The following is a 21,150-nucleotide window of genomic DNA, read 5'->3' on the forward strand; positions in this document are numbered from 1 at the left end:
CCGTCCGGCGTTTGAGGACACGCCCGGAGGGCGTTTGGGGGTCCAGGGGGTTTGCCCCCTGGTTTCGGGAAGGGGCGGGGTGGGGGACATTCCTCCGCTCAGCTCAGCGTCAGGAAGCGGTCGACGAGCGCCAGCAGGAACACCACCATCAGGGGAGCCGCGACCGCCAGTGAGAGCCGCATGCCGCGCCTGCGCCGCTCCGCCGGCACCGTGACGCGGGCCAACTCCCGCGCGGCGAGCAGCAGAAGCAGAGCGACTCCGGCCACGGCCCCCACCACCGTCCAGGCCGTCCACGTCACGACGGGGAAGACCCGCTCGGGCTGCGGCTTGCGCACGGGCCAGTCGCTCGGCTGCCTGCGCATTTCGTAGACCGCCGCGTCCTCGTTCACCAGCACCCGCCGCACATCGGTCCTGGCGTCCAGGGCGGCGAGCAGCTTGTCGGGCCAGGTCCGGGAGAAGCCCGCGTCGAGCTGCAGATAGGTGGTCTGGCCGCGCGACACGATGAGGTACGACTGCGGACCGGCGTCCTTGAGCGCCGCGACGAGCGGCTTGACCAGCACCGGATCGCTGGGCGCGAGCACTGGCACATAGGTCACCTTCTCCATGTCGCGGGCATTCCACGGCATGTTCGGGGTGACATCGTCGACGGTGTCCTTGCTGAGCCACAGCACGCGGGCCGAAGGGGCGTCGTGTGCGTAGACGTAGTTCATCGCGGCGACCTCGCCCGTGCGGACGCGCTCGAAGGACTCGTTGCCCCAGCGGGCGACGAGGAAGCCGCCGATGAGGACCCAGCCGGCCAGCAGGGCGGCCAGCGGAGCGAGGCGGCCGCGGTCGGAGGAGGTGCGGGGGAAGATGGCGAGGGCGGCGAGGGCGGCGGCGCCCGGGAGGGCGAAGAGGAAGACGCGGAGCGCCATTTCGCCGCCGTAGGACTGCATGCCGAAGCCGCAGAAGGGGACGAGGAGGAGGACGAGGAGGGCGCGGTCGTTGATGCCGGCCCAGCGGCGCCGGAGCCAGCCGAAGGCGGCGAGGGACATGACGCCGGCGGCGAGGAGGACGCGTACATAGAGCACCATTTTGTGGATGCTGCTGCCGCCCTCGATGCGTCCGGAGACGCTGGAGGAGACGTTTCCGCCGAGTGAGCCGACGCCGCCGAAGAGCTCGTCGAAGTGCCCGGACCAGTAGGGCTCGGCGAGGAAGCCGATCCAGCCGACCAGCAGGACGCCGCACAGGATAGGCAGCCCGCGCAGCGTGGAGCGGCGTACGAGCACCAGCAGGGTCAGGGCGCCGAGCATCATGAACGGCGTGAGCTGGTGGCTGGCCACGGAGGCGGCGAACAGCCCGACCAGCAGCGCCAGCAGGATCGCCCGGTCGGTGCGGCCCGCGATCCGGACCTCGGCCTCGCCGGGGATGAGCTTGCCCCCGGGCGGGCGGGGGGAGCGGAACCAGACCAGCAGGACGGCCACGAACATCAGGTAGATCAGGTAGTTGAGGGACTGGGGCGAGAAGTAGTCCTGCCCGACCCAGCCGCTGAGCGCGAAGAACCAGGCCGCGCACCACTTGGCCCGCCAGCCGGCCCGCACCGCGCGCAGGAGCAGCATCAGCGGGGCCAGGTACAGCAGTTGCATCGTCAGGGGCCACCAGCGCAGGACATCCGTCAGATCGGTTACGCCGCATGCGCGTGCCGCGAAAGCGACGGCGGCGAAGAAGCCGGGCCAGGAGAAGCGGGCGTCCATGTCGGGCGCGGCGATGCCGGTGCGGTTGATGTAGTCGATGAAACCGGCGTGCTGCCATGCCGTCGCGAAGCGGGGCTGCGCCTCCAGCAGTGCGGGCACGCTGTGCAGCGAGACCACCGTCGCCAGCAGCACCGCGAGCAGCAGCCATGGACGTGGCGCGCGCAGCCACAGCCCGCCCGCGAAGGCCGCCACCAGCAGCGCGGCCCCGGCGAGGGTCGCCTTCGGCAGTACGGAGACCAGCCCGAGGCCGTCCATGGCGTCGAGCTGGGCGTCGCCCATGCCGCGCAACGGCAGCCAGTACAGGGTCAGTCCGCAGGCCAGCAGGGCCCACAGGGCGAGCGGCGCCCAGTGCGGCCGGACGCGGGACCAGGGCTCGGGCACCGGCGCGGGCTCCGGCGCGGGCTCGCGCTCTGGGAGCGGGGCCGGGGCGATGGCCTGCGGCACGCCCTGCGGAGGCGTGGGCGGGGCGGCGGGAGGCCGCCGCTCGGGGTGGTCGAAGGTGAGGCGTACGCCGAGCTGAAGCGTGTCCTGGTCAAGGGCGGCGGCGCGCTTGGCCCAGCGGGTGCCGTAGACGACGTCGAGGTCGTCGCCGGAACCGGCGGCGCAGGGATCGGGCTCGGGATCGGGCTCCTCCGCGGGAGGAGCGTCGGCCAGGGCCGGCACCCGGGCCGTGGGCGCGGCCATCACACGCCGCAGCCCGACGAGCGAGATCGCCGCGATGACGACCAGGCTGCCCAGCTCCGCCCAGCCCGCCCCGACGATGCCCAGCGGACCCAGCAGGGCCAGCGTCAGCCCGAGCACCAGCACGCACAGCACGCCCTGCAACAGCGCGAGCAGCGCCGTACGGCTCTGTGCGCGCAGCACGCCGAAGAAGACCTCGATCAGCACCCGGGTCAGCGAGCACAGCGCCAGCAGCCGCAGCAGCGGCGCGCCCTCGCTCGCGTAGCCCTTGCCGAAGACGCCCAGGATGTGCGGGGCGAAGGCCAGCAGGAAGACCACGATCGGCACCATGATGCGGGCCATCCTGCGCAGCGCGGCCCGGCAGTTCTCGGCGATGCGCGAGGGGTCGTGCGAGCCCTCGACCGTCAGCGACGAGCCCATGTTGATCGCGAGCAGGTCGATCGTGCCGCCGATCGTCATCGTGATGTAGAAGTACGCGTTGTCCGCCGAGCTGATCTGCGAGGCGACCAGCACCGGCACCAGGTACACCACCGCCAGCGCGAACAGCGACCCCGTGGAGTCGCCCGCGACGAACCGCCCCATCTCCCGCGTCGTCGGCGGCTCCCCCTGCCCGGCCGTCGCGGCGACGTGCCGCGGCACGAGCCGCCGGAAGACCAGCCAGCCCAGTGGGATCACCGACAGCGCGATCGCCGCCACCCAGGACACGAACACCCCGGCCGTCGGCACCGCCGCCGCGATCGCGATCAGCAGCGCCAGCTTCGCCGCGGAGAAGATCGTGTTGCCGACCGGCACCCACAGCGCGCTGCGCAGCCCCGTCAGCACCCCGTCCTGCAGCGTCAGCAGCGACCAGCCGATCACCGCCGCGATGAACCCGAGGCCGTGCGAAGTCCCGTGCAGAAAGCGGTACGACGGCCCCCAGAAGTCCAGCGTCAGCAGGAACACCGCCGCCGCGAAGGCCACGATCGCCGAAGTCCCGGCGTACGTCCGGAAGATCAGCAGCCCGGCTCTTCGCCCCGACACCGGGATGAAGCGGGTCAGCGCCCCGGTCAGCGTCACCGCCATCAGCCCGGCCAGGAACTTCATCGCGGCGATCGCCGCCGAGCCCTGGCCGACCGCGTCCTCGGTGTAATAGCGGGCCGCGATCAGCCAGTAGCCCAGGCCCAGGACGGCCGACACGCCGGTGTTCAGCATCAGCGCGTACGCGTTGCGGAAGAGGTGGTTCGCGCCTGTTGTCCTCACCACCTCCTCAGTGGTGGCCGGCTCGCGAGTCGTCGTATCAGACACGGGTCCCGGATACCTTCCGCAGGCACTGGCGGGTTCTGCGCACCACGGCGTACCCCTTGGTCAGCGCCCGGTCCCCGGCGAAGTTCCGCCCCACGGCCCCGGCTCCGCCGCTCACCATCCGCTCGAACTCCTCGACCCCGGTGCTCCGCCGCACCGTCACCCGCTCCAGTGCGTACGGCCCCTGGCCGCGCGCCGCCAGGGCGTTCCCCACCGCCAGCGACACCCCGAACCCGGCCGCCCGCACGGTCCTGCGCACCCGGCGGTCCGAATAGCCGTACGGATACGCGAACGACACGGGCGGCGCCCCGCCGCCGAGCTCCTCGCGCAGGATCTCCTTGCAGCGCAGCACCTCGAACCACAGCCTCTCGTCGGTCAGTTGGTCCATCTCCGGATGGGTGTGGCTGTGCCCGCCGATCTCCACCCCCGCCGCCTCGAGCTCCCGCACCTGCTCCCAGTCGAGCATCCTGTCCAGCGCGGCCCCGCTCTGCACCTCATGCGCACCGCGCAGCCAGCCCGTCGTCGCGAACAGCGTCGCCGCGAAGCCGTGCTTGCGCAGGACGGGCAGCGCGTGCGTGTGCACGCCCTCATATCCGTCGTCGAACGTGATCAGCACGGGCCTTCGGGGGAGCGGGCGGCTCTCCCGCCACGCGGCGGCCAGCGCCGTGGCCGTCAGCGGCGTGAAGCCGTTCTGCGCGAGCAGCGCCATCTGCTCCGCGTACGCGGCGGGGGTGACGGACAGGCCATACGTCGCCCGGGGCGGGGCCTGGGCCACGGCGTGGTACATGAGGATCGGAACGCGGTTTTCACTGCCGTGCCGCGTCATCAGGGCTCTCCTTCCGCGGGCTTCTGGCCGACGGGGATTCCCCCACCCCGCCCCTTCCCGAAACCAGGGGGCAAGCCCCCTGGACCCCCGAACGCCCTTCGGGCGTGTCCTCAAACGCCGGACGGGCTGACTCTCCGCGCAGGCGGGCGACGCTGTAGCCCGTGGCAGTCACCGCGATGCCGGAGGCGATCGCGGCGGCGCGGCCGAGGCTGCCGGGGCGGCCCCGGAGCGCGTCGCGCAGGGCGCGCGCGGCGCCGAGGGGGAGCACGCGGGCGGCGTAGGCGCGCTCGGTAGCTAGGCCGGCGTCGACGCCCACGCTCCGGGTGACGAGGGCCTTGGACAGCCCTTCCGCGTAGCAACGGCTCCGGAAGTAGCCGTAACCCTCCCGCTCGGCGGGGACGCGGTGCCAGATGACGGCGCGGTCGTCGATCAGGAGCACGGCGCCGGGCTTGGCCTGGGTGAGGCGGATGCAGAACTCCGTCTCCTCGCAGCCCATGGGCCGGCGGTCGCCGTCGCGTCCGATGCCGGTGGCGAAGCCGCCGGCGATGTCGAAGGCGATGCGACGGAAGGAGGCGTTGCCGCCCAGGACATTGCGGACGGGGGCACGTCCGGGCGGCTGGCCCCGGTAGGAGGCTCCGACGACCCAGTCGAACTCCTCGGGGAACCATGCGGGGCGGCGGCCGGAGGCCCAAAGGGGGCGGGTGCGGCCGCCGACGCCCAGGACGAGCGGGTCGGCGTAGGCGTCGGCGAACCAGCGGAGCCAGTCGCGTTCGGCCACGGCGTCGTCGTCGAGGAAGGCGACGATGTCGCCCTCGCAGGCGGCGATGCCGGTGTTGCGGCCGGCGGACAGGCCGCGGGGACCGGCGTTGGCGAGCACGCGCATGCGATGCGTGCCGCCGTACTGTTCATCGAGGCGCCGCAGGAGCACGGGATTGTGGTCGACGACGAGCAGGACGTCATGTGCGGGCAGGCTCTGCGCCCGCACCGAGGCCACCGCGGCGAGGATGTCGTCCCAGCGGTCCTCGGTGTAGACGCAGATGACCACGGAGATGCGCTCCGCGCTCACCGCTTCTCCTTGCGGCGCTCGCCGAGAATCACCCGCAGCACCCGCAGCCCGTCCCGGACCGCCCGCAGGTTGCTGACGCCGTGGATCCGTACGTACTCGTGGCTGGGGATCTCCTGCACACGGAGCCCCGCCTTGACGACTCTTATGTTCATGAGGGTCTCGACCTCGAAACCGGTGCAGTCCAGGGTGATCTTGTCCAGGCAGTGCCTCCAGAAGGCGTTGTATCCGTAGCAGAGGTCGGTGTAGCGGGCCCCGAACTTGGCGTTGACCGTCGCGCAGAGCATGCGGTTGCCGAGCTTGCGGATCGGGGTCATGTCGTCCGTGCCGCCGCCGTTGGCGAAGCGGGAGCCTTTTGCGAAGTCGGCACCTGCGACGAGGGCCGAGACATAGGAGACGATCTCGTTGCCGTCGGCGGAGCCGTCGGCGTCGACCATGACGATGATCTCGCCCGTGCAGGCGGCGAATCCGCTGATCAGCGCATCGCCTTTGCCCCGCCCGGTCTGCTCGACGACCCGCACCTTCGGCCACAGTTCGCGCGCGACCTTGACCGTGTCATCGGTGGAGTGGCCGTCGACGAGCACCACTTCATGGATCCAGGAAGGCAGTGTGGCGAAGACATGAGGCAGGTTCGCCGCCTCGTTCATCGCCGGGATGACCACGCTGACCAGCGGCGCGATCGCCAAGTGTGCCGACACCTCGGTGAAATGGATCGGCATCACCGTAGGAGCCTGCCCGGTGACTGCCGGGCGCAGAAAGGAGCTCATGAGTCCTTTTTTCCCTCTCGTCCGGTGGACCGCCCGCCCCCGGGCGGTCCTGTGGTGTGTCCGGTTCGAAAGGGGGGTTTTCCCACCTGACCCAAGTCGTGGTCACGCGTGGCACGCATGACGAATACGGCTCCTGGCGGCTCAGGCGGGTGGGCATGCGTGACTGGCCGCGCGGCTCGCGACTCGGCCACGGGTCCTGGTGGCCGAGCACGGTACCCCCCTACCGCGCCCCGCACCGTCCCATCGCGACTGACTGGCCCTCCCCTGAGCCGCTGACTGTGATGGACCGTTGCGGGTGGATTACGACGGTATTGATGATTGCGACTCTAAGGCAAGACCTGTGGCACTGAATACCATTTGACTTAAATTAGTGCGAGGTTGTCGCATTGATCTTGCCTGTACGTCAATGTCCGTTATCGCGCTCCGGCGCGCAACCGCCCCACACGCTTCAGCAACCGGTCCGCGGGCTCCCGCAGCCGGGGCCGGGCCGTCACCGCGTTGCGCAGCGCGCGCACCGGCGCACGCCGCGCGCGATGCCCGAGCGCGACCGGGTGCGGACGGGTCACCCAGCCCTCGGAGACCACGAGATCGCGGGTCTTGAGCGACTCCTTGTACTCCTTCTCCCCGCGCCCCAGATCCAGGTACGCGATGCCCTCGGCGGCGGCCGCCTCCGCCATCCGCAGATGGAGGATCAGCCCCGGCGAGTACTTGGCGAAGGCCGGGTCGTACGCGGGGAACCAGCACGCCAGGACGGACGGCGTGCGCATGCCGAAGTGCGCGGCGACCGGGTGTCCGTCCGCGTAGAGCACCGACAGCAGCCCCGCGAAGGAAGGGCTGCGCGAGTGGAAGAGATGCTCCACGAGCTCGACGATCCAGGGCCGGGCGAAGCGGTCGCTGCGCCCGGTTCTTCGGTACTGGGCGGACTTCCACTCCATGAGGGTGCGCAGCGCCGCCGGGTCCCGCTCGTCGTGCACATAGCGGACCGCGCCGAGGTCGCGGCCGAGTTTGCGCTCCTTGGCGAGGGTGGTGCGCACGAATTTGGGGGAGTGGCTGCGAATTTGGCCGAGATACGCCTCATAGCCGTGCTCCACGTCCATGACGGGCGACGGGAACGAGCCACCGGCGCCCTCCTCGAACGGTTTCTGGCCGTCCACGAGGTGGTCGAACTCCCACACCGCCAGCCCGCAGGCGCGCAGCAGTTCACGGGCGTCCCACTGGAAGCCCGGCCGGTGCACCAGCCCCTGGCAGTCCGACAGCCCCAGCCCCACCGCGCGGCCCACACCGGCGGCGGTGCGCTGGAAGGGGAAGAACGCGACCGGCTCACCCTCCTCGCGCATCACCGCGACCCGTACGCCGCGGTGATGGCGGCCCACGGCGAGCGTGAACTCCGGCGCGAGGAAGGGATTGTCCAGCTGCGGGCTGCCCATGGTGGCGGCCTGGGACTGCACCGCGGCCCAGGCCGCCCGGTCGGCGGCGGTGAGATCGCCCGGGCGGTGAACCGAGATGCGCATGCCGTTGTTGAGGACGCTGCCGCTGTTCATGCGCATGTTCGCTCTCTCCGTCAAGGAGCCCGCCTTCCCCCGTCGGCCCCGTCGGGCCCGTTGCGGCTGTACGCCCGCTGCAGGAGCGGCAGCAGGAACAGGACCGCGCTCAGCGCTGTGACGACGGCGACCCCGCCGCGTACGGACCACATGTGCAGCGCCAGCATTCCCTGGGCGACCAGCAGGTCCACCACGATGGCGCCGGCTGCCGCGATCACGGTCCGGCTCAGTGGATCGAGGCTGCGCAGGGCGGCGGCGAGCGCGGCGCCCGGGGCGGTGAGCAGGAAGAAAAAGGTGAACGGGGCCCGTACGGGCGAGGCGATGTCCGCGAGCGCGAGCACCGCGCCGACTCCGCCGACCCCGACGGCGGCCCCGGCGAGCAGGGGGATGGACTCCCTGCCGATCGTCTGTCTGTGTGATTGTCTGCGCGTTGGTTGCATTGGCGACTTTGCCCCCCAAAACGCCGGATGCAGGGATTCAGCGTCGCGCAGCCCACGCGGGAAATCAAGCGGCCGCCGTCCACGGGAGGACGACGGCCGCTTGTCGTGGTGCGGAACCGGACGTTACGACACGATCTGGAGGAGCTTGTTCGGCGAGCCCGTGCCGACGCTGGTCAGCTTGCTGGACGCGGCTCCCGCGACCAGGGCGCTGGCCACGGCGGCCGGGGTGGCGGTGGTGTGGCCGGCCAGGTAGACGGCCGCGGCACCGGCGACGTGGGGGGTGGCCATCGACGTGCCCGAGAGGGTCGCCGTGGCCGTGTCGCTGGTGTTGTAGCCCGCCAGGATCGACGAGCCCGGGGCGAAGATGTCCAGGGTCGAGCCGTAGTTGGAGTAGCTGGCCTTGGCGTCGGCGCTGGTGGTCGCGCCGACGGTGATCGCGGTGGCGACCCGGGCGGGGGAGTAGCTGGACGCATTGGCGGACGAGTTGCCCGCCGCGACCGCGTAGGTCACGCCCGAGGCGATCGAGTTGGCCACCGCGGTGTCGAGCGAGGTGCTGGCGCTGCCGCCCAGCGACATGTTGGCGACGGCCGGGCTCGTGTGGTTGTTGGTCACCCACTCGATGCCCGAGACGACGCCCGCCGTGGTCCCGGAGCCGCTGTTGTTGAGCACCCGGACTGCGACGATCTTCGCCGCCTTGGCGACACCGTAGGTGGTTCCGGCGATGGTCGTGGCGACGTGAGTGCCGTGGCCGTTGCCGTCCTGCGCGGTGCTGTCGCCGTCGATGAAGTCGTAGCCGTAGCTGGCCCGGCCGCTGATCTGGGAGTGCGTGATGCGCACGCCCGTGTCGATCACGTAGGCCGTCACACCGCTGCCGGCGGTGTCCGGGTAGGTGTACGTGCCGCTCAGCGGCAGGCTCGCCTGGTCGATCCGGTCCAGGCCCCAGGGGGCGCTCGACTGGGTCGCGTCGGCGTGGACCACCTGATCCTGTTCGACATAGGCGACGGACGGGTTGGCGGCCAGCCGCTTGGCCTGGGTGGCCGTGAGCTTGGCGGCGTAGCCGTTCAGGGCGGTCTTGAAGGTCTTCTTCACCGTGCCGCCGTACCCGGATATCAGCGCCTTGCCCTGCGAGGACGTCGACTTGAAGCCCGCGGTCTTCTTCAGGGTGACGATGTAGCTGCCCGGCACCGCGTCGGCCGACCCGGCGTGCAGGACCGTGCCCAGCGCCGGCGCCGCGTGGGCGGGGAGGGTGGTGCCGACGCCGAGTGCGGCGGCCGCGGCCGTAGCGGCGATAACTGCGGCAAGGCGCCGCCTGGTTGTACGCATCACTGCCATCGCGAGGGAGTCCTCCTCGATCGGTGGCGCGCTGTGTGTGGTGCGTGCGCGCTCGTGGGGGGGTGTTGTGCGCGGGGTCGCGCAAGTGACCAAGGGTCAGGATTTGGTTCTCCCTTGCCCTTGGCTTGCTAAAGATTCGCCCAACCACCCCCATAGGACAAGGGTCTTGAGTGGATGTCATAGCCCTGTCATGTTCTTGAAATTTGGCATGCACACTTCCCGAATCGGTTACCGCTTGGTACGACAGATGCGGCAGAGATCCTGCTAAGGGAGGTTTCATGAGACTGTCCCGATTCCTGTCAGCCGCATCCGCGCTGTTCCTTACCGCCACTCTCGCCCTGATCGGTGCGGGTTCGGCACACGCCGCGGGCCCCGTCTACGCGGCCCTCGGCGACTCGTACTCCGCCGGCGTCGGCAGCGGAAGCTACGACAGCGCCAGCGGCACCTGCTACCGCAGCAGCAAGGCGTACCCCCAGCTCTGGGCTGCCGCGCATACTCCGTCCGGGTTCTCTTTCGCGGCCTGTTCCGGTGCGAAGACGACCGACGTGATCAACAATCAGCTCGGCTCGCTCACCAGCGCCACCGGTCTGGTCAGCATCAGCGTTGGCGGCAACGACGCCGGCTTCTCCGACGTCATGACCACCTGCGTCACCTCCACCACCGCCACCTGCGTCAGCCGCATCAACACCGCCCGCGCCTACGCCACCGACACCCTCCCCGCCCGCCTCGACGCCGTCTACAACGCCATCGCCGCGAAGGCGCCCAACGCCCGTGTGGTGGTTCTCGGTTACCCCCACTTCTACAAGCTCGGCACCCTCTGCATCGGCCTCAGCGAGACCAAGCGCTCCGCCATCAACGCCGCCGCCGACCTCCTCGACACCATCACCGCCAAGCGCGCCGCCGACCACGGCTTCACATTCGGTGACGTACGCGGCACCTTCACCGGCCACGAGCTGTGCTCCGGCTCGGCTTGGCTGCACAGCGTGACGCTGCCGATCTACGAGTCCTACCACCCCACCGCCGCAGGCCAGTCCGGCGGCTACCTGCCGGTGTTCACGGCAGCGGCGTAGCCCGCCGGGCCACCAGGCCGACAGGCCGTCAGGCCGTCGGGGAGCCGGTCGTTCCGCCGGTCGTACCGCCATCGCTGGGAGACGGTGACTCGCAGGTCACCGTGAACGGCACGCGGTTGGACTGGAGGGACGCCGGCTCCTTGACGTCCACGGCGATCCAGTCGGCGGCGGTGCCGTAATCCGCCGGGTAGGAGAGCTCGGTGTGGGTGACGGTCCGGCTCCTCGCGCCGCCGTGGGGGAAGCCGACGGTCTTCCACTCGGGGTCGGAACTGCCGCCGTTGGCGGTGCGCCAGTGGTAGGTGACGGTGGCCGGGGTGCGGCTGACCGTGATGACGGCGGAGAAGGACGGGGCGTTCGCCTCCGGGGGCGGGCACGTGCCGGTGTAGGCGTTGCGTACGGCCGAGACCTCGACGGTGACCGTGAGCGCGGCCGGTGAGGAGGCCGAGCCGGTCGTACCGGCGCTGCTGCTTCCGGCGGTGGTGCCGGCGGACGACGAGCCGGCCGTTCCGGCTGTGGTGCTGCTGCCGGCGGTCGAGCCTTCGGAGGCCCCGGAGGACCCGGAGGACGTCACACCGCCGCCGCTGGAAGTGGCGCTGTTGCCGTTGTCCGTCGAGCCGCCGCCCCCGTCGTCGAGCAGCGCCCAGGCGACCCCGCCCGCCGCCAGGGCGAGCGCGAGAGCACCGGCGGCGATGGCGACGGCGGCCCGGCGTGGATGCGGGACACGGTCGGTGACCGTGGAGGGGAAGGGTGTCGGCGCCGTCGGTGCCGCGTACGGGGCCGTGGCGGGCGGCGACGGCGACAACGACGGCGAGGGCGGCCCGGCGATCGTCGGCGTGTACGGGGTCCGGCCCGCAGCCACCGCGTCCAGCATCCGCTGGGCATCGGCGCCGTCCAGCCGCTCGGCCGGTTCCTTGCGCAACAGCCCCTCGATCACCGGCGCCAGCGGTCCGGCCCGCTGCGGCGCGGGCAGCGGCTCGTCCACGACCGCCCGCAGTGTGCTCAGCGCCGTCGTGCGGCGGAACGGCGAACCGCCCTCCACCGCCGTGTACAGCAGCACCCCCAGCGACCACAGGTCCGACTCCGGCCCCGCCGCCCGTCCCAGCGCCCGCTCCGGGGACAGGTATTCGGGCGAGCCGACGACCTCCCCGGTACGGGTGATGGCGGACGTGCCCTCGATGGCGGCGATGCCGAAGTCGGTGAGCACGATGCGGCCGTCATTGCCGATCAGCACGTTGCCGGGCTTCACATCCCGGTGCAGCACCCCGCGTTCGTGCGCGACCCGCAGGGCCGCCAGCACCCGGCCGCCGATCTCGGCGGCCCGGCGCGGGGACACCGGCCCGTCGGCCTCCAGGACGTCGGAGAGGGCCAGGCCGCGTACGAGCTCCATCACGATCCAGGGATGGCCCTCCGCCATCGCCACGTCGTACACGGTGACCACGTTCGGGTGGTCCACCCGGGCCGCCGCCCGGCCTTCCTGCTCAAGGCGCGCGTACAACTGCCGTACGGAGGCCTCGTCGAGCCCGGCCGGAGCGCGTACCTCCTTCACCGCGACCTCGCGGCCCAGAACCTCGTCGCGGGCCCGCCACACCACGCCCATGCCGCCACGGCCCAGCTCGCTCAGCAGCCGGTAGCGCCCTGCCACGACTCGTTCCGTCATTGGCGAACTCCCCCATCCCGTCGCCGGTGTCGCCGCCCAGCATGACCGAACTTCCCCCTCAACGGCCCCATTAGTCCTGAATCGTCTTGGGGGCTGTCCGGTTGCCGGTGGATCAGCCCAGCATGGCGATCGCGCCCCTGAGCACCAGCCCGCAGCCCAGCGCGAGCACGATGCCCGCCGTCCCCAGCGGCGCCACGCGCTGCGCGATCGCCGCCAGCCGGCCGGCGCGTGTGCCGCTGTTCAACATCTGCGCCCGCCCCGCCAGCTTCCCGAGCCGTACGACCGCGAACCCCGCCGCCGTCAGCGTCAGCGCCAGCCCCGCCCCGTACGCCAGCACCAGCAGGAACCCGAACCACGCCTGCCCCAGTGCCGCCGCCCCCACGAGCACGACCACGGCCGACGGACTCGGCACCATGCCGCCGGCGAAGCCGAGCAGGATCGTGCCGCGCAGCGTCGGGCGGGCGGTGGGGTGGTGGTGATGGTGGTGGGGGTGCGGGTGGGGGTGCGGGTGCGGGTGTGTTTCGGCCTCGGGCTCGGGCTCGGGCCGTTCGGCGACGAGTACGGCTGTGGGGGCGGCGGTCAGCGCGTGGTCGTGCCCGTGGCCGTGTTCGGGCTCCTGGTGGGTGTGACCGGTGCCGTGCGAATGCCCGTGGCCATGGTCGTGGCTGTGCCCGTGGTCGTGCCCGTGCCCGTGCCCGTGGTCGTGGCTGTGTCCGTGCTGTCCGCGCAGCCGCCACGCCCGGCGCAGCAGCGTCGCCCCCGCGAAGGTCACCAGCAGGCCGCTCGCGATGCCGAGCCAGCCGATCACCGACGGTGCCGCCGCCGAACCCGCCGTCACCAGCAGGCCCAGCGCGAACACGCCCATCGTGTGCGTAACAGTCACCGACGCGCCCAGCGCGAACATGTCGCGTCGCGAGCTGCGGCCGCCCGCCGCTGCCGCCGCGGCCATCAGTGTCTTGCCGTGCCCCGGCGCGAGCGCGTGCATCGCGCCCAGCACCAGCGCCGCGCCGAACGCCAGCGCGGCGAAGCCGAGGGTCAGGTCGTGGCGGGCCACGAGCCCCGTGAGCGCCTGCGTCCAGCGGTCCGTGCCGCGCGGCAGCACGGACGCGGCTGCCGGTGCGTCATCGGAAGAGGCCGACAGGGCCGGTCCGCCCGGCTTGGTGCTCAGCGCCGCCGTGCGCTCGTTCGCCGGCGATGACAGCAGGTCCTTCGGATACGACGTCAGCCGGTGCGAGACCGACTCCTCCGGCGCGTCCGAGCGGGTCAGCGTCCGCCGGTCGCCGCGTGCGGTGATCTCCCGCCAGCCCGGGCCCGTGCCGATGTCCGCCGGGCGGAACGCGATCGCGGCCGCCGCGTTGCTCGGCAGCGCCGCCGTCAGCCGGCACTCCACGCGCAGCGTCGGCAGGCTCGCCTGCCCCGGGCGTACGGAGGCGCTCGCGGACTTCACCGTGAGCGGCTCGGCCGTGCCGTTGACCGTCAGCCGCGCGCCCTGCGCCGCCGCGGCGCAGCGGCTGCCCGCCCAGGCCTTCAACTCGGCCGGCGCGAGCTTGTCGTTCTCGTCCTTGTCGATGTCCGGCTTCGCCTGCGCGGCCGGGATCTCCGCGAGGTCCTCCACGTGGTCCACGCGGAGCTGGCTCGCCGCCGCGACGAGGCCGTCGTAGCGGTTGACCGTGAAGTTGCCGAGCGGATGCGCCTGCGCGGTCGCGGCGGGCAGCACCACGGCGGCCACGGCCGCGACCAGCACGGCGGCGGCCTTGGCGACGGTTGTCCTGCGGCTGGTCATGGCCGGTCCCCCTTGGTTGCGGTGTGCTGGCGGCTGCGGGTCCGGTGGGCGATGAGTGCCCCCCACCCCGCCCCTTCCCGAACCAGGGGCTCCGCCCCTGGACCCCGAACGCCCTGCGGGCGTGTCCTCAAACGCCGGACGGGCTGGATGGTGGCCGCCCTCACTTCGCACCGTCCAGCGCGGCGAGCGCGGCCTTCGCGGTACGGGAAGAGGTGGGCGAGAAGCCGGGGTTGAGCTTCAGGGCCGCGCTGAGCGAGGTGCGAGCCGCCGTGCGGTCGCCGAGCGCGCGCTCGATCATGCCGCGGTGGTACATGAAGAGCGCGTTGCGGTAGCCGGGCGCGGCAGCGGCCTTCGCGTAGCCGAGGGCTTCCTTGTCGTGGCCGTTGACGTGCAGGGCCCAGGCGAGGGCGTCGGCTGTGTGGACGCTGTGGCGGCGCTGCCATTCGGCGCGGGCGGCGTTGAGGGCCTCCTCGCGGTCGCCGTGGTCGGCGGCGACGAGGGCGGTGTCGAGGTCGGTGGCGACACCGTTCGCACGGGCGAGCTCGATCCAGGTGGTGACGACCCGGTACTGCTGCAGGGCGCGCTTGCGGTCGCCCTTGGCCTCGTAGACCTCGCCGAGGGCGGCGAGCTGCGAGGGAAGCGGGTAGCGGCGTACGACCTCGGCCAGGTCCTTGGCGGCGTCGTCGAGGTCGCCCTGGGCGGCGTAGGTGCGGCCGCGGCCGTCGAGGGCGGGAATGTAGGAGGGCGAGGACTTCAGCGCGGCGTTGAAGCGCTGCATCGCGGTGGCGTACTGGCCCTGGGTCCAGGCGAGCTGGCCGAGCGCGGTGGTGACGTAGGCGATGTCGCCGGGGGAGACGGCGGAGCCGAGGGCCTGTTCGAGGACGCGCCGGGCGCCGGCGGGGTCGCCGCGCAGTTCGAGGACGTAGGCGTACCGGGTGAAGATCGGGATGCCGGGCTTCAGGGCGTCGGCGTGCTTCGCGGCGCCGAAGGCGTCGTCGTAGCGGCCGAGTTCGACGAGGGCGTCGATGCGGATGGCCAGGGCGCGCTCGCTGTAGGGGTTGATGGCGAGGGCGCGGTCGGCGTTGCGCAGGGCCGTGGGGAAGTCGTGGCGGGCGGCGGCGAGGGCGGCGCGGCCGGCGAGGGCGGCGTCGTTGTCGTTGCGCTGGATCGTCATGGAGCGGTCGAACGCCTCCTCGGCCTGGGGATAGCGGGTCGGGTCGCCATTGGTGCGGGCCTGCTCCACGTAGGCGGCGCCGAGGGTCGACCAGCCGGCCGCGTCCTTGGGTTCCGCGCGCAGGTGTGCCTGGAGGGCGGCGATGACGTCCGCGATGTCGGCGTTGGCCAGCCGCTCCAGCGGGGCGTCGGCGGCGGTCACGACGTGGGTGGCGCCCGAGGGCTCCCCGCTGTCGCCGATCGCGATCGCCCCGGCGGTGAGCGCCACCGCGAGTGCCACGACCATGGCGGCGGTGCCGAGCCTGCGGCGCCATCGGGGCCGGGGTGTCTCGGTCACGGGCTCTGCCGTCACGGTCTGCGCGGAGGCGGGCATCGCGTACGCCTTTCGGGTTTCAGGAGTTCGGAAGTTCGGTGGCTCGGGCTGCCGGGCAGGCGGCCCGGCCGCCCGGGGGGAGCGGGGGCGGCCGAGCCGTCGGGGAGGGCGGCGGCCGTGGTGGGGGGAGTCAGGGTTTCCACGGCCGCCGCCGGGTCAAGGACCCGTGAGGGTCAGGGACAGGCGGTCAGTAGCGCAGCGCGCGGCGGCCGCGCGGGCTGCGGCGCGAACGCCACCACACCAGTCCGCCGGCGATGAGCGCCACACCGGCCGCGCCGGAGATTCCGGAGGCGATGAGCACGGTGTTGTCGTCGCCGGAGATGAGCCCGGCGCCGCCGTTGAGCACGTTGGTGCCGGACTTGGTGCTGACGCCCTTCGCCAGCGGCCCGTCCGAGCCGGCGGCCGGGTTCGCCACGTAGGGGAAGTGCTTCTCGAACGACTTGTCGTTGGCGTCCACCGCGTCACCGAGGTCGTTCGGGCTGCCGACCAGCTCGCCCTCGACGGCCTGGAGCGAGATGTCCAGCACGTCGTCCGTCAGCCGCCGCCCGTTGGGGAAGCCCTGGTTGTCGCCGTCCAGGACGCCGAGCCGCTTCGGCTTGGCAGTGGGCTTGATCGAGGTGTTGAGCCGCAGTTCCTCCGCAGCGCGCACGTACGGCGGCTGGTTGAGGCCCTTGACGCCGGTCAGGAAGACCGACACCAGGTCCTTGCGGGGCTCGGAGGGCGCCTTGATCTTGAAGATGCCCTCGATGAGCTTCGGCAGCTCGGGGTTGGTGACGTTCTTCAGGAACTGCCCGTCGTCATAGGGGTCGGACGCGTTGAACTTGTCCTTGTCCTTGAGCGGGTTGACGACCTCGTTGACCAGCGGGTTGCCGAGCCGCGAGACCTGGACGTAGTGCCCGCTGGAGTTGAGCCGCTGGGTGGTCGCGTGGATGCCGATGATCGGCTGCTTCGAGGACTCGCGGATGTACTTCGTCGGCACCTGGATGGCCAGGGTGTTGACGTTGTAGCCCTTGAGGGTGTCGTCGCCGACCTCGGACAGGTCGCCGCCGTACAGCAGGTCGAAGACCCGCAGGTCCGCGAAGAACGGGTCGTCGGCCTGGCCCGCGAAGACGGAGCTCTCGCCGCTGATGCCCTTGATGGCCTGCTTGCGCAGCGTCGAGTAGTAGGGCATCGACGCCTTGCCGACGTTGGAGGGGGCGGCCGTGATGTTCTTGGCGATCCGGGTCTTCTTCTCGACGTAGCCCTTCTTCAGCTTGAACAGGTCGACGTCGTACGTCTGGAAGACGTTGAGGTCCGGGTCGTCGAGGCTGGTGACCACGCCGGTGTTGTACAGGAACGACTTCTTGTTGCGGATGTGGGTCTTGAAGGTCCAGCGGTAGATGTAGTCGTCCCGCGCGTCGCCGTCGTTGTCGATGTGGATGTCGTACTGGGCCTGGTCGGAGAACTGGTAGAAGTTCGGCCCGCCCGCCGGGTCCTCGAAGGGGATGTAGTTGGCCACGATCGTGGTCGTGTCCTTCTTGTCCGGGCTCTGGAACGCGTACAGGTCCGTGTTGTCGAACTGCGGCTGCCCCGAGATCAGCGGGGCCTCGCGGTGGCTGGAGGCGGCTGCCGTCCCGGGCTGGAGGGCGGCGACACCCGCCGTCGCGATCCCCCCGGCGGCCAGCGCGCCCGCGGTGAACAGGGCAACCCTCCTCCGTCCTCCGAGCAACGGGTTGAGCTTGCTCCTGATGTCTGCGGTCATCGCGTCGGTCCTTCGGCTTGAGGTGCCCGCCCTGTGGCGAAGCGCTCACGAGGTTGTTCGGAAGCCATACGTCGGCGGATTGGTAAGAAGTTCAGCGAGTTGAGCAATCCGTTCAGATACCTCGCTCCGAATGGCTGTTGTCGGGACAATGACCACGCCGCAAAGGGAGGAGACGGAGTGCACGTGGTTCGCAAGGACATCAGGGACAGCCAAGAGGCCGACCGGCTGCTGCCGTTGGTAGGTCGTGGCGATCATCAAGCCTTTGAGGAGCTGTACAACCTGGTGTCAGGACCCGTGTACGGGCTGGTGCGACGGGTGCTGCGGGACCCGGCGCAATCCGAGGAGGTCGCGCAGGAAGCCCTGCTCGACGTCTGGCGCAGCGCCCCCCGTTTCGACCCGGAGCGCGGCACCGCCCTCTCCTGGATACTGACCTTCGCCCACCGCAGGGCCGTCGACCGCGTGCGGTCGGCGCGCGCGGCCACCGAACGGGAGCTGAAGGTCGGGCGGCAGTCCGACGGCCCCGCCTTCGACCAGGTCACCGAAGCGGTCGAAGGCACCCTCGAACGAGAATGGCTGCTCCGCTGTCTGGAGCGGCTCACCGATCTGCAACGGCAGTCGGTCACGCTGGCGTACTACGACGGCTACACCTATCGCGAGGTCGCGAACCGTCTGTCCGTACCGCTCGGCACCGTCAAGACACGGATGCGCGACGGCCTCACCCGGCTGCGCGAATGCCTGGGGAGCGCGGCATGAGGCGCCGGATCCATGAACTGGCCGCGGCCTACGCGCTCGACGCGCTGGAGCCGAAGGAACTACGCCGCTTCGAGCGGCACCTGAACCGCTGTGAGCCCTGCGCCTACGAGGTGCGGATGCTCAGCATCGACACCGTACGGCTCGGCCGTGCCGCCGCCGCCCCCGCGCCACCGCAGATGCGGGCCCGGGTGCTGACGGTGGCGCGCATGACCGCCCAGGAACAGGCCACGGCGGGGGCCCGCCCCGCCGCGCGCCCTGCTGACGTACGGGCTGCGGCCCGTCCCGCCGCCGCCCGTCCCAGGTCGCGCGGCGTCAGGCCCAGGCTCCGGCTGACCGCCGTCGCGGCCGCCTTCTGCCTCGGGGCCGCCGTCATGCTGGGCGTGCTGTACCAGCGTACGAGCGCCGAACTGGACCGCGAGCGCACGGCCGCCGCCGCCGTCAACCAGGTGCTCGCCGCTCCCGACGCCGCCGCCCGCACCGGCACCGACGCGCAGGGCCGGGGCATCACGGCGGTCGTCTCCACCTCCCTGCACCGGGCGGTGGTCACCACCCACGGACTGCCCGCCGCGCCGGCCGGGAAGGTCTACCAGCTGTGGCTGATGGGCGAGTCGTCCTCCTCGGTCCGCTCCGCCGGCCTGCTGCCCGACGGTGGCGGTCCGGTGGTCGCTACCGCACTGAATGCCCGATCCACGGCATTTGCGGTGACCCTTGAGCCGGATGGCGGATCCAAGAGTCCGACTACCACGCCCGTCGCCCAACTCGCCCTGGTGGTGCGGGAAACGGGCAATATCGCGTCAACAGCCTTGACTCAGAGGTGAATCCGGGGCAGGAGATGCGCGGGTGACGGCGCCAGGCGATAGGGTTACTGTGCCCAGTGCCGGGTGCCCTCGAACGGGTGGGGAGTGTCATGGAACAGATAGCAATGCGGAGCAGGCCACGAGTGCCTGCCATCAACTGCGGAAGCAGTGCGTCCAGCGCGCGTGTCGACCGTCATCTCGCGATACTGGCCGGCCCCGCCCTGCCGCAGCGCGAGACGGAGGAAGCCACGCTGCTGATGCGCGAGCTCACCGCCCGCGACCACACGCGCACCAAGGCCAGCCGCGGTGCCCGCGTCTCGCTCTTCGCGCCCCTGCGGCGGCTGCGCCGCTCCATCTTCGGCAGCCGCCGCTGACCCCCGACGCCCTCCGCTCCGCTTTCTGACAGGTTCGGACGATCCCACCGTCCCGGCACCGCGCCGCGTCCCGCGTCGGCGCGTCGGTGTGATCGTCCGGACCTGTCATGCTTGCGTCAGCCGCGCGGACGGTGCCGCCTGCACCGGTGCGGTTTCGGTGCCCCCGGCCGTGGTTGGGGGTTCCGTCCTCAATCGCCGGACGGGCTGGGTTGGCCGTGGGGTTGGGGGCGCCTGCCGGGGTCTCTCTCCTCGGCGCTCGCGACTCTGGTACTTGCTTGTCCGCGTCCGGGATCCTCGCTCGTCGCCTGCGGGAGAACCCCTCCACCGCCCCCGCCCGGCCGGACGGGCATCTTCAGCCCGTCCGGGCCTGAGGACCCGTACCCCCGCCGGCCGGTGGCCGCGAACCGGCCGAAGGGGACGGTGGAGGGATGCGCCCGGAAGCGACGAGCGAGGATCCCGGGCACGAACCAGGTCGACCCGAGTCGCGAGCGCTGAGGACGCAGTCCCGGCAGGCGGCCCCGACCGCACGACAACAGCAGGCGCACAACGGCCAACCCAGCCCGTCCGGCGCTTGAGGACACGCCCGAAGGGCGTTCAGGGGTCCGGGGGCGCCCCCCGGAAGGTCAGAGGAGGGCGAACTGCCCGTCGGGCCCCTCCTCGTGGAAGTCCAGGACGGACGCGGGCCGCCGCGCAGCGCCCGGGACGGGCAGGACGCCCGCCGCCCGGAGCTCGTCGGCGCCGATGGGCTCGGCGCCGCAGGCCCGCGCGGCAAGCGCGCCGCGCTGGGCGGTGAGCGCGTCGAGGAGGGCGACCACGGTGACAAGTTCAAGCAGCTCCGACGTCCGGGAGCGCGGCCAGCCCGGAGGGCCCGGCCAGTCCGGCGCGAGGCGCCGCCCGCACCAGGATTCGAGGGCGGGCCAGGCGGACGGCGGAACGGGGGAGACGACGCCGGTGCCGAGGCGGAGGGCCTGTTCCTCGGGGTCGTAGTCGGCGGAAGCCGGTCGGTCGGGGATCGCGGCCCGGACGTAGGGCCGTTGGCCGCCCGGCATCCGCGGCTGGCCGGTGCCGCAGCGCGCGCCGTACGTGTGGAGCCACAGGACATTGCGGCCGAGGGCCACACCCTCTGCCCACAACCCGGGATCCGCTGTCAGTACGACGTCGGCCACCCCGAAGACGGCCGTCCAGGCCAGTACGTCCTCCGGAGCCACCGGCACCCCGAGCCGTCGGCTGAGGTGATCGAGCAGGCCGGGCGCGAGATTGGGGTCGAGGCCGCCCGGGCGCCGGTAGAGCGGCCGGATCCGCCCCGGGAGCCCGGCAGGGAGAAGCGCGGTGTAGGCGAAGCCCTCGGGCTGCTCGATCGCGTAGAGCTGCCGGGTGTCGTCGGCGACACGCCAGAGCTCGGGCCGGGCCGCGTCGATCAGGCGGGGGTCGGGTATCAGCCACTGCCGGTCGAAGGGCCCGCCGGCAGCCACCCGTACGGGCTCGGGGCAGGGCCCGGACTCCGACAGGAGCCGCCCGGCCGGGGCGGGATGGCCGGGGAGCTGGGCGACGGCGCTGCGCAGGGAGCGCGAGCGGGTCGGCTCGAAGAGCGCATCGCGCTCGCCGGGTTCGGCGCGGACGAGGCGGTCCCAGCGGGCGCGGAGCGTGGCGGCTTCGGGGGCGACGATCCAGCCGCGCCCGAGCCGGAGCGGCGGGACGGCCCACGGCATGATGTCGGCCAGGCTCAGCGGCAGCGATGACGGGTTCCCCACCACCCGCATGTTAG

16 protein-coding genes are annotated in these 21,150 nt (G+C 71.9%); 4 read left to right on the forward strand and 12 right to left on the reverse strand.

What is annotated here, in order from left to right:
- Window positions 1-98: 98 nt before the first annotated feature.
- From OG607_RS36980 to OG607_RS37010, 7 genes are all read right to left on the reverse strand, one after another.
- A complete protein-coding gene (locus OG607_RS36980; RefSeq protein WP_405733101.1) occupies window positions 99-3,698 on the reverse strand; it encodes a lipopolysaccharide biosynthesis protein in 3,600 nt (1,199 codons plus the stop codon).
- A complete protein-coding gene (locus OG607_RS36985; RefSeq protein WP_405733104.1) occupies window positions 3,691-4,521 on the reverse strand; it encodes a polysaccharide deacetylase family protein in 831 nt (276 codons plus the stop codon). The genes OG607_RS36980 and OG607_RS36985 overlap by 8 nt, the downstream gene beginning before the upstream one ends.
- Window positions 4,502-5,587 (reverse strand): glycosyltransferase family 2 protein, encoded by a 1,086-nt coding sequence (locus tag OG607_RS36990; RefSeq protein WP_405733107.1) that lies wholly within the window; start codon window positions 5,585-5,587, stop codon window positions 4,502-4,504. Before OG607_RS36990 ends, OG607_RS36985 begins: the two co-directional genes overlap by 20 nt.
- Window positions 5,584-6,351: a glycosyltransferase family 2 protein gene (locus OG607_RS36995; protein WP_405733110.1), complete on the reverse strand. Its 768-nt coding sequence runs from the start codon at window positions 6,349-6,351 to the stop codon at window positions 5,584-5,586. The genes OG607_RS36990 and OG607_RS36995 overlap by 4 nt, the downstream gene beginning before the upstream one ends.
- A 413-nt stretch (window positions 6,352-6,764) precedes the next feature.
- Complete coding sequence (locus tag OG607_RS37000; RefSeq protein ID WP_405737295.1) at window positions 6,765-7,862, reverse strand: GNAT family N-acetyltransferase; 1,098 nt, start codon at window positions 7,860-7,862, stop codon at window positions 6,765-6,767.
- A 50-nt stretch (window positions 7,863-7,912) separates the two neighbouring features.
- Window positions 7,913-8,233 (reverse strand): hypothetical protein, encoded by a 321-nt coding sequence (locus OG607_RS37005; RefSeq protein WP_405733113.1) that lies wholly within the window; start codon window positions 8,231-8,233, stop codon window positions 7,913-7,915.
- A gap of 222 nt (window positions 8,234-8,455) precedes the next feature.
- Window positions 8,456-9,664: a S8 family peptidase gene (locus OG607_RS37010; RefSeq protein ID WP_405733116.1), complete on the reverse strand. Its 1,209-nt coding sequence runs from the start codon at window positions 9,662-9,664 to the stop codon at window positions 8,456-8,458.
- Between the two features lie 278 nt (window positions 9,665-9,942).
- On the opposite strand from OG607_RS37010, the gene OG607_RS37015 reads away from it, so the two are divergent.
- The gene (locus OG607_RS37015) at window positions 9,943-10,734 is read left to right on the forward strand and encodes an SGNH/GDSL hydrolase family protein (protein ID WP_405733118.1); all 792 of its coding nucleotides are present in this window, start codon (window positions 9,943-9,945) and stop codon (window positions 10,732-10,734) included.
- Between the two features lie 28 nt (window positions 10,735-10,762).
- Here the strand turns inward: OG607_RS37015 and OG607_RS37020 are convergent, their stop codons facing one another.
- The 4 genes from OG607_RS37020 to OG607_RS37035 all read right to left on the reverse strand — a co-directional run bounded on the left by OG607_RS37020 (window position 10,763) and on the right by OG607_RS37035 (window position 17,461).
- Complete coding sequence (locus tag OG607_RS37020; RefSeq protein WP_405733121.1) at window positions 10,763-12,391, reverse strand: serine/threonine-protein kinase; 1,629 nt, start codon at window positions 12,389-12,391, stop codon at window positions 10,763-10,765.
- Window positions 12,392-12,503: 112 nt separating this feature from the next.
- Complete coding sequence (locus tag OG607_RS37025) at window positions 12,504-14,174, reverse strand: nickel transporter (protein WP_405733124.1); 1,671 nt, start codon at window positions 14,172-14,174, stop codon at window positions 12,504-12,506.
- Window positions 14,175-14,334: 160 nt separating this feature from the next.
- Window positions 14,335-15,633: a tetratricopeptide repeat protein gene (locus OG607_RS37030; RefSeq protein ID WP_405737298.1), complete on the reverse strand. Its 1,299-nt coding sequence runs from the start codon at window positions 15,631-15,633 to the stop codon at window positions 14,335-14,337.
- 274 nt (window positions 15,634-15,907) lie between these two features.
- A complete protein-coding gene (locus OG607_RS37035) occupies window positions 15,908-17,461 on the reverse strand; it encodes a DUF4331 domain-containing protein (RefSeq protein ID WP_405733126.1) in 1,554 nt (517 codons plus the stop codon).
- A 198-nt stretch (window positions 17,462-17,659) separates the two neighbouring features.
- Here OG607_RS37035 and OG607_RS37040 point away from each other — a divergent pair, with 198 nt between their 5' ends.
- The 3 genes from OG607_RS37040 to OG607_RS37050 all read left to right on the forward strand — a co-directional run bounded on the left by OG607_RS37040 (window position 17,660) and on the right by OG607_RS37050 (window position 19,385).
- The gene (locus OG607_RS37040; protein WP_329322335.1) at window positions 17,660-18,214 is read left to right on the forward strand and encodes a sigma-70 family RNA polymerase sigma factor; all 555 of its coding nucleotides are present in this window, start codon (window positions 17,660-17,662) and stop codon (window positions 18,212-18,214) included.
- The gene (locus OG607_RS37045) at window positions 18,211-19,032 is read left to right on the forward strand and encodes an anti-sigma factor (protein ID WP_405733129.1); all 822 of its coding nucleotides are present in this window, start codon (window positions 18,211-18,213) and stop codon (window positions 19,030-19,032) included. Before OG607_RS37040 ends, OG607_RS37045 begins: the two co-directional genes overlap by 4 nt.
- Window positions 19,033-19,121: 89 nt before the next feature.
- Window positions 19,122-19,385 (forward strand): hypothetical protein, encoded by a 264-nt coding sequence (locus tag OG607_RS37050; RefSeq protein ID WP_405733132.1) that lies wholly within the window; start codon window positions 19,122-19,124, stop codon window positions 19,383-19,385.
- A 623-nt stretch (window positions 19,386-20,008) separates the two neighbouring features.
- Here the strand turns inward: OG607_RS37050 and OG607_RS37055 are convergent.
- Window positions 20,009-21,145: a type ISP restriction/modification enzyme gene (locus tag OG607_RS37055; RefSeq protein WP_405733135.1), complete on the reverse strand. Its 1,137-nt coding sequence runs from the start codon at window positions 21,143-21,145 to the stop codon at window positions 20,009-20,011.
- Between the last annotated feature and the right edge of the window lie 5 nt (window positions 21,146-21,150).

It is taken from the genome of Streptomyces sp. NBC_01537 (genome assembly GCF_045040445.1).
GTDB lineage: Bacteria > Actinomycetota > Actinomycetes > Streptomycetales > Streptomycetaceae > Actinacidiphila.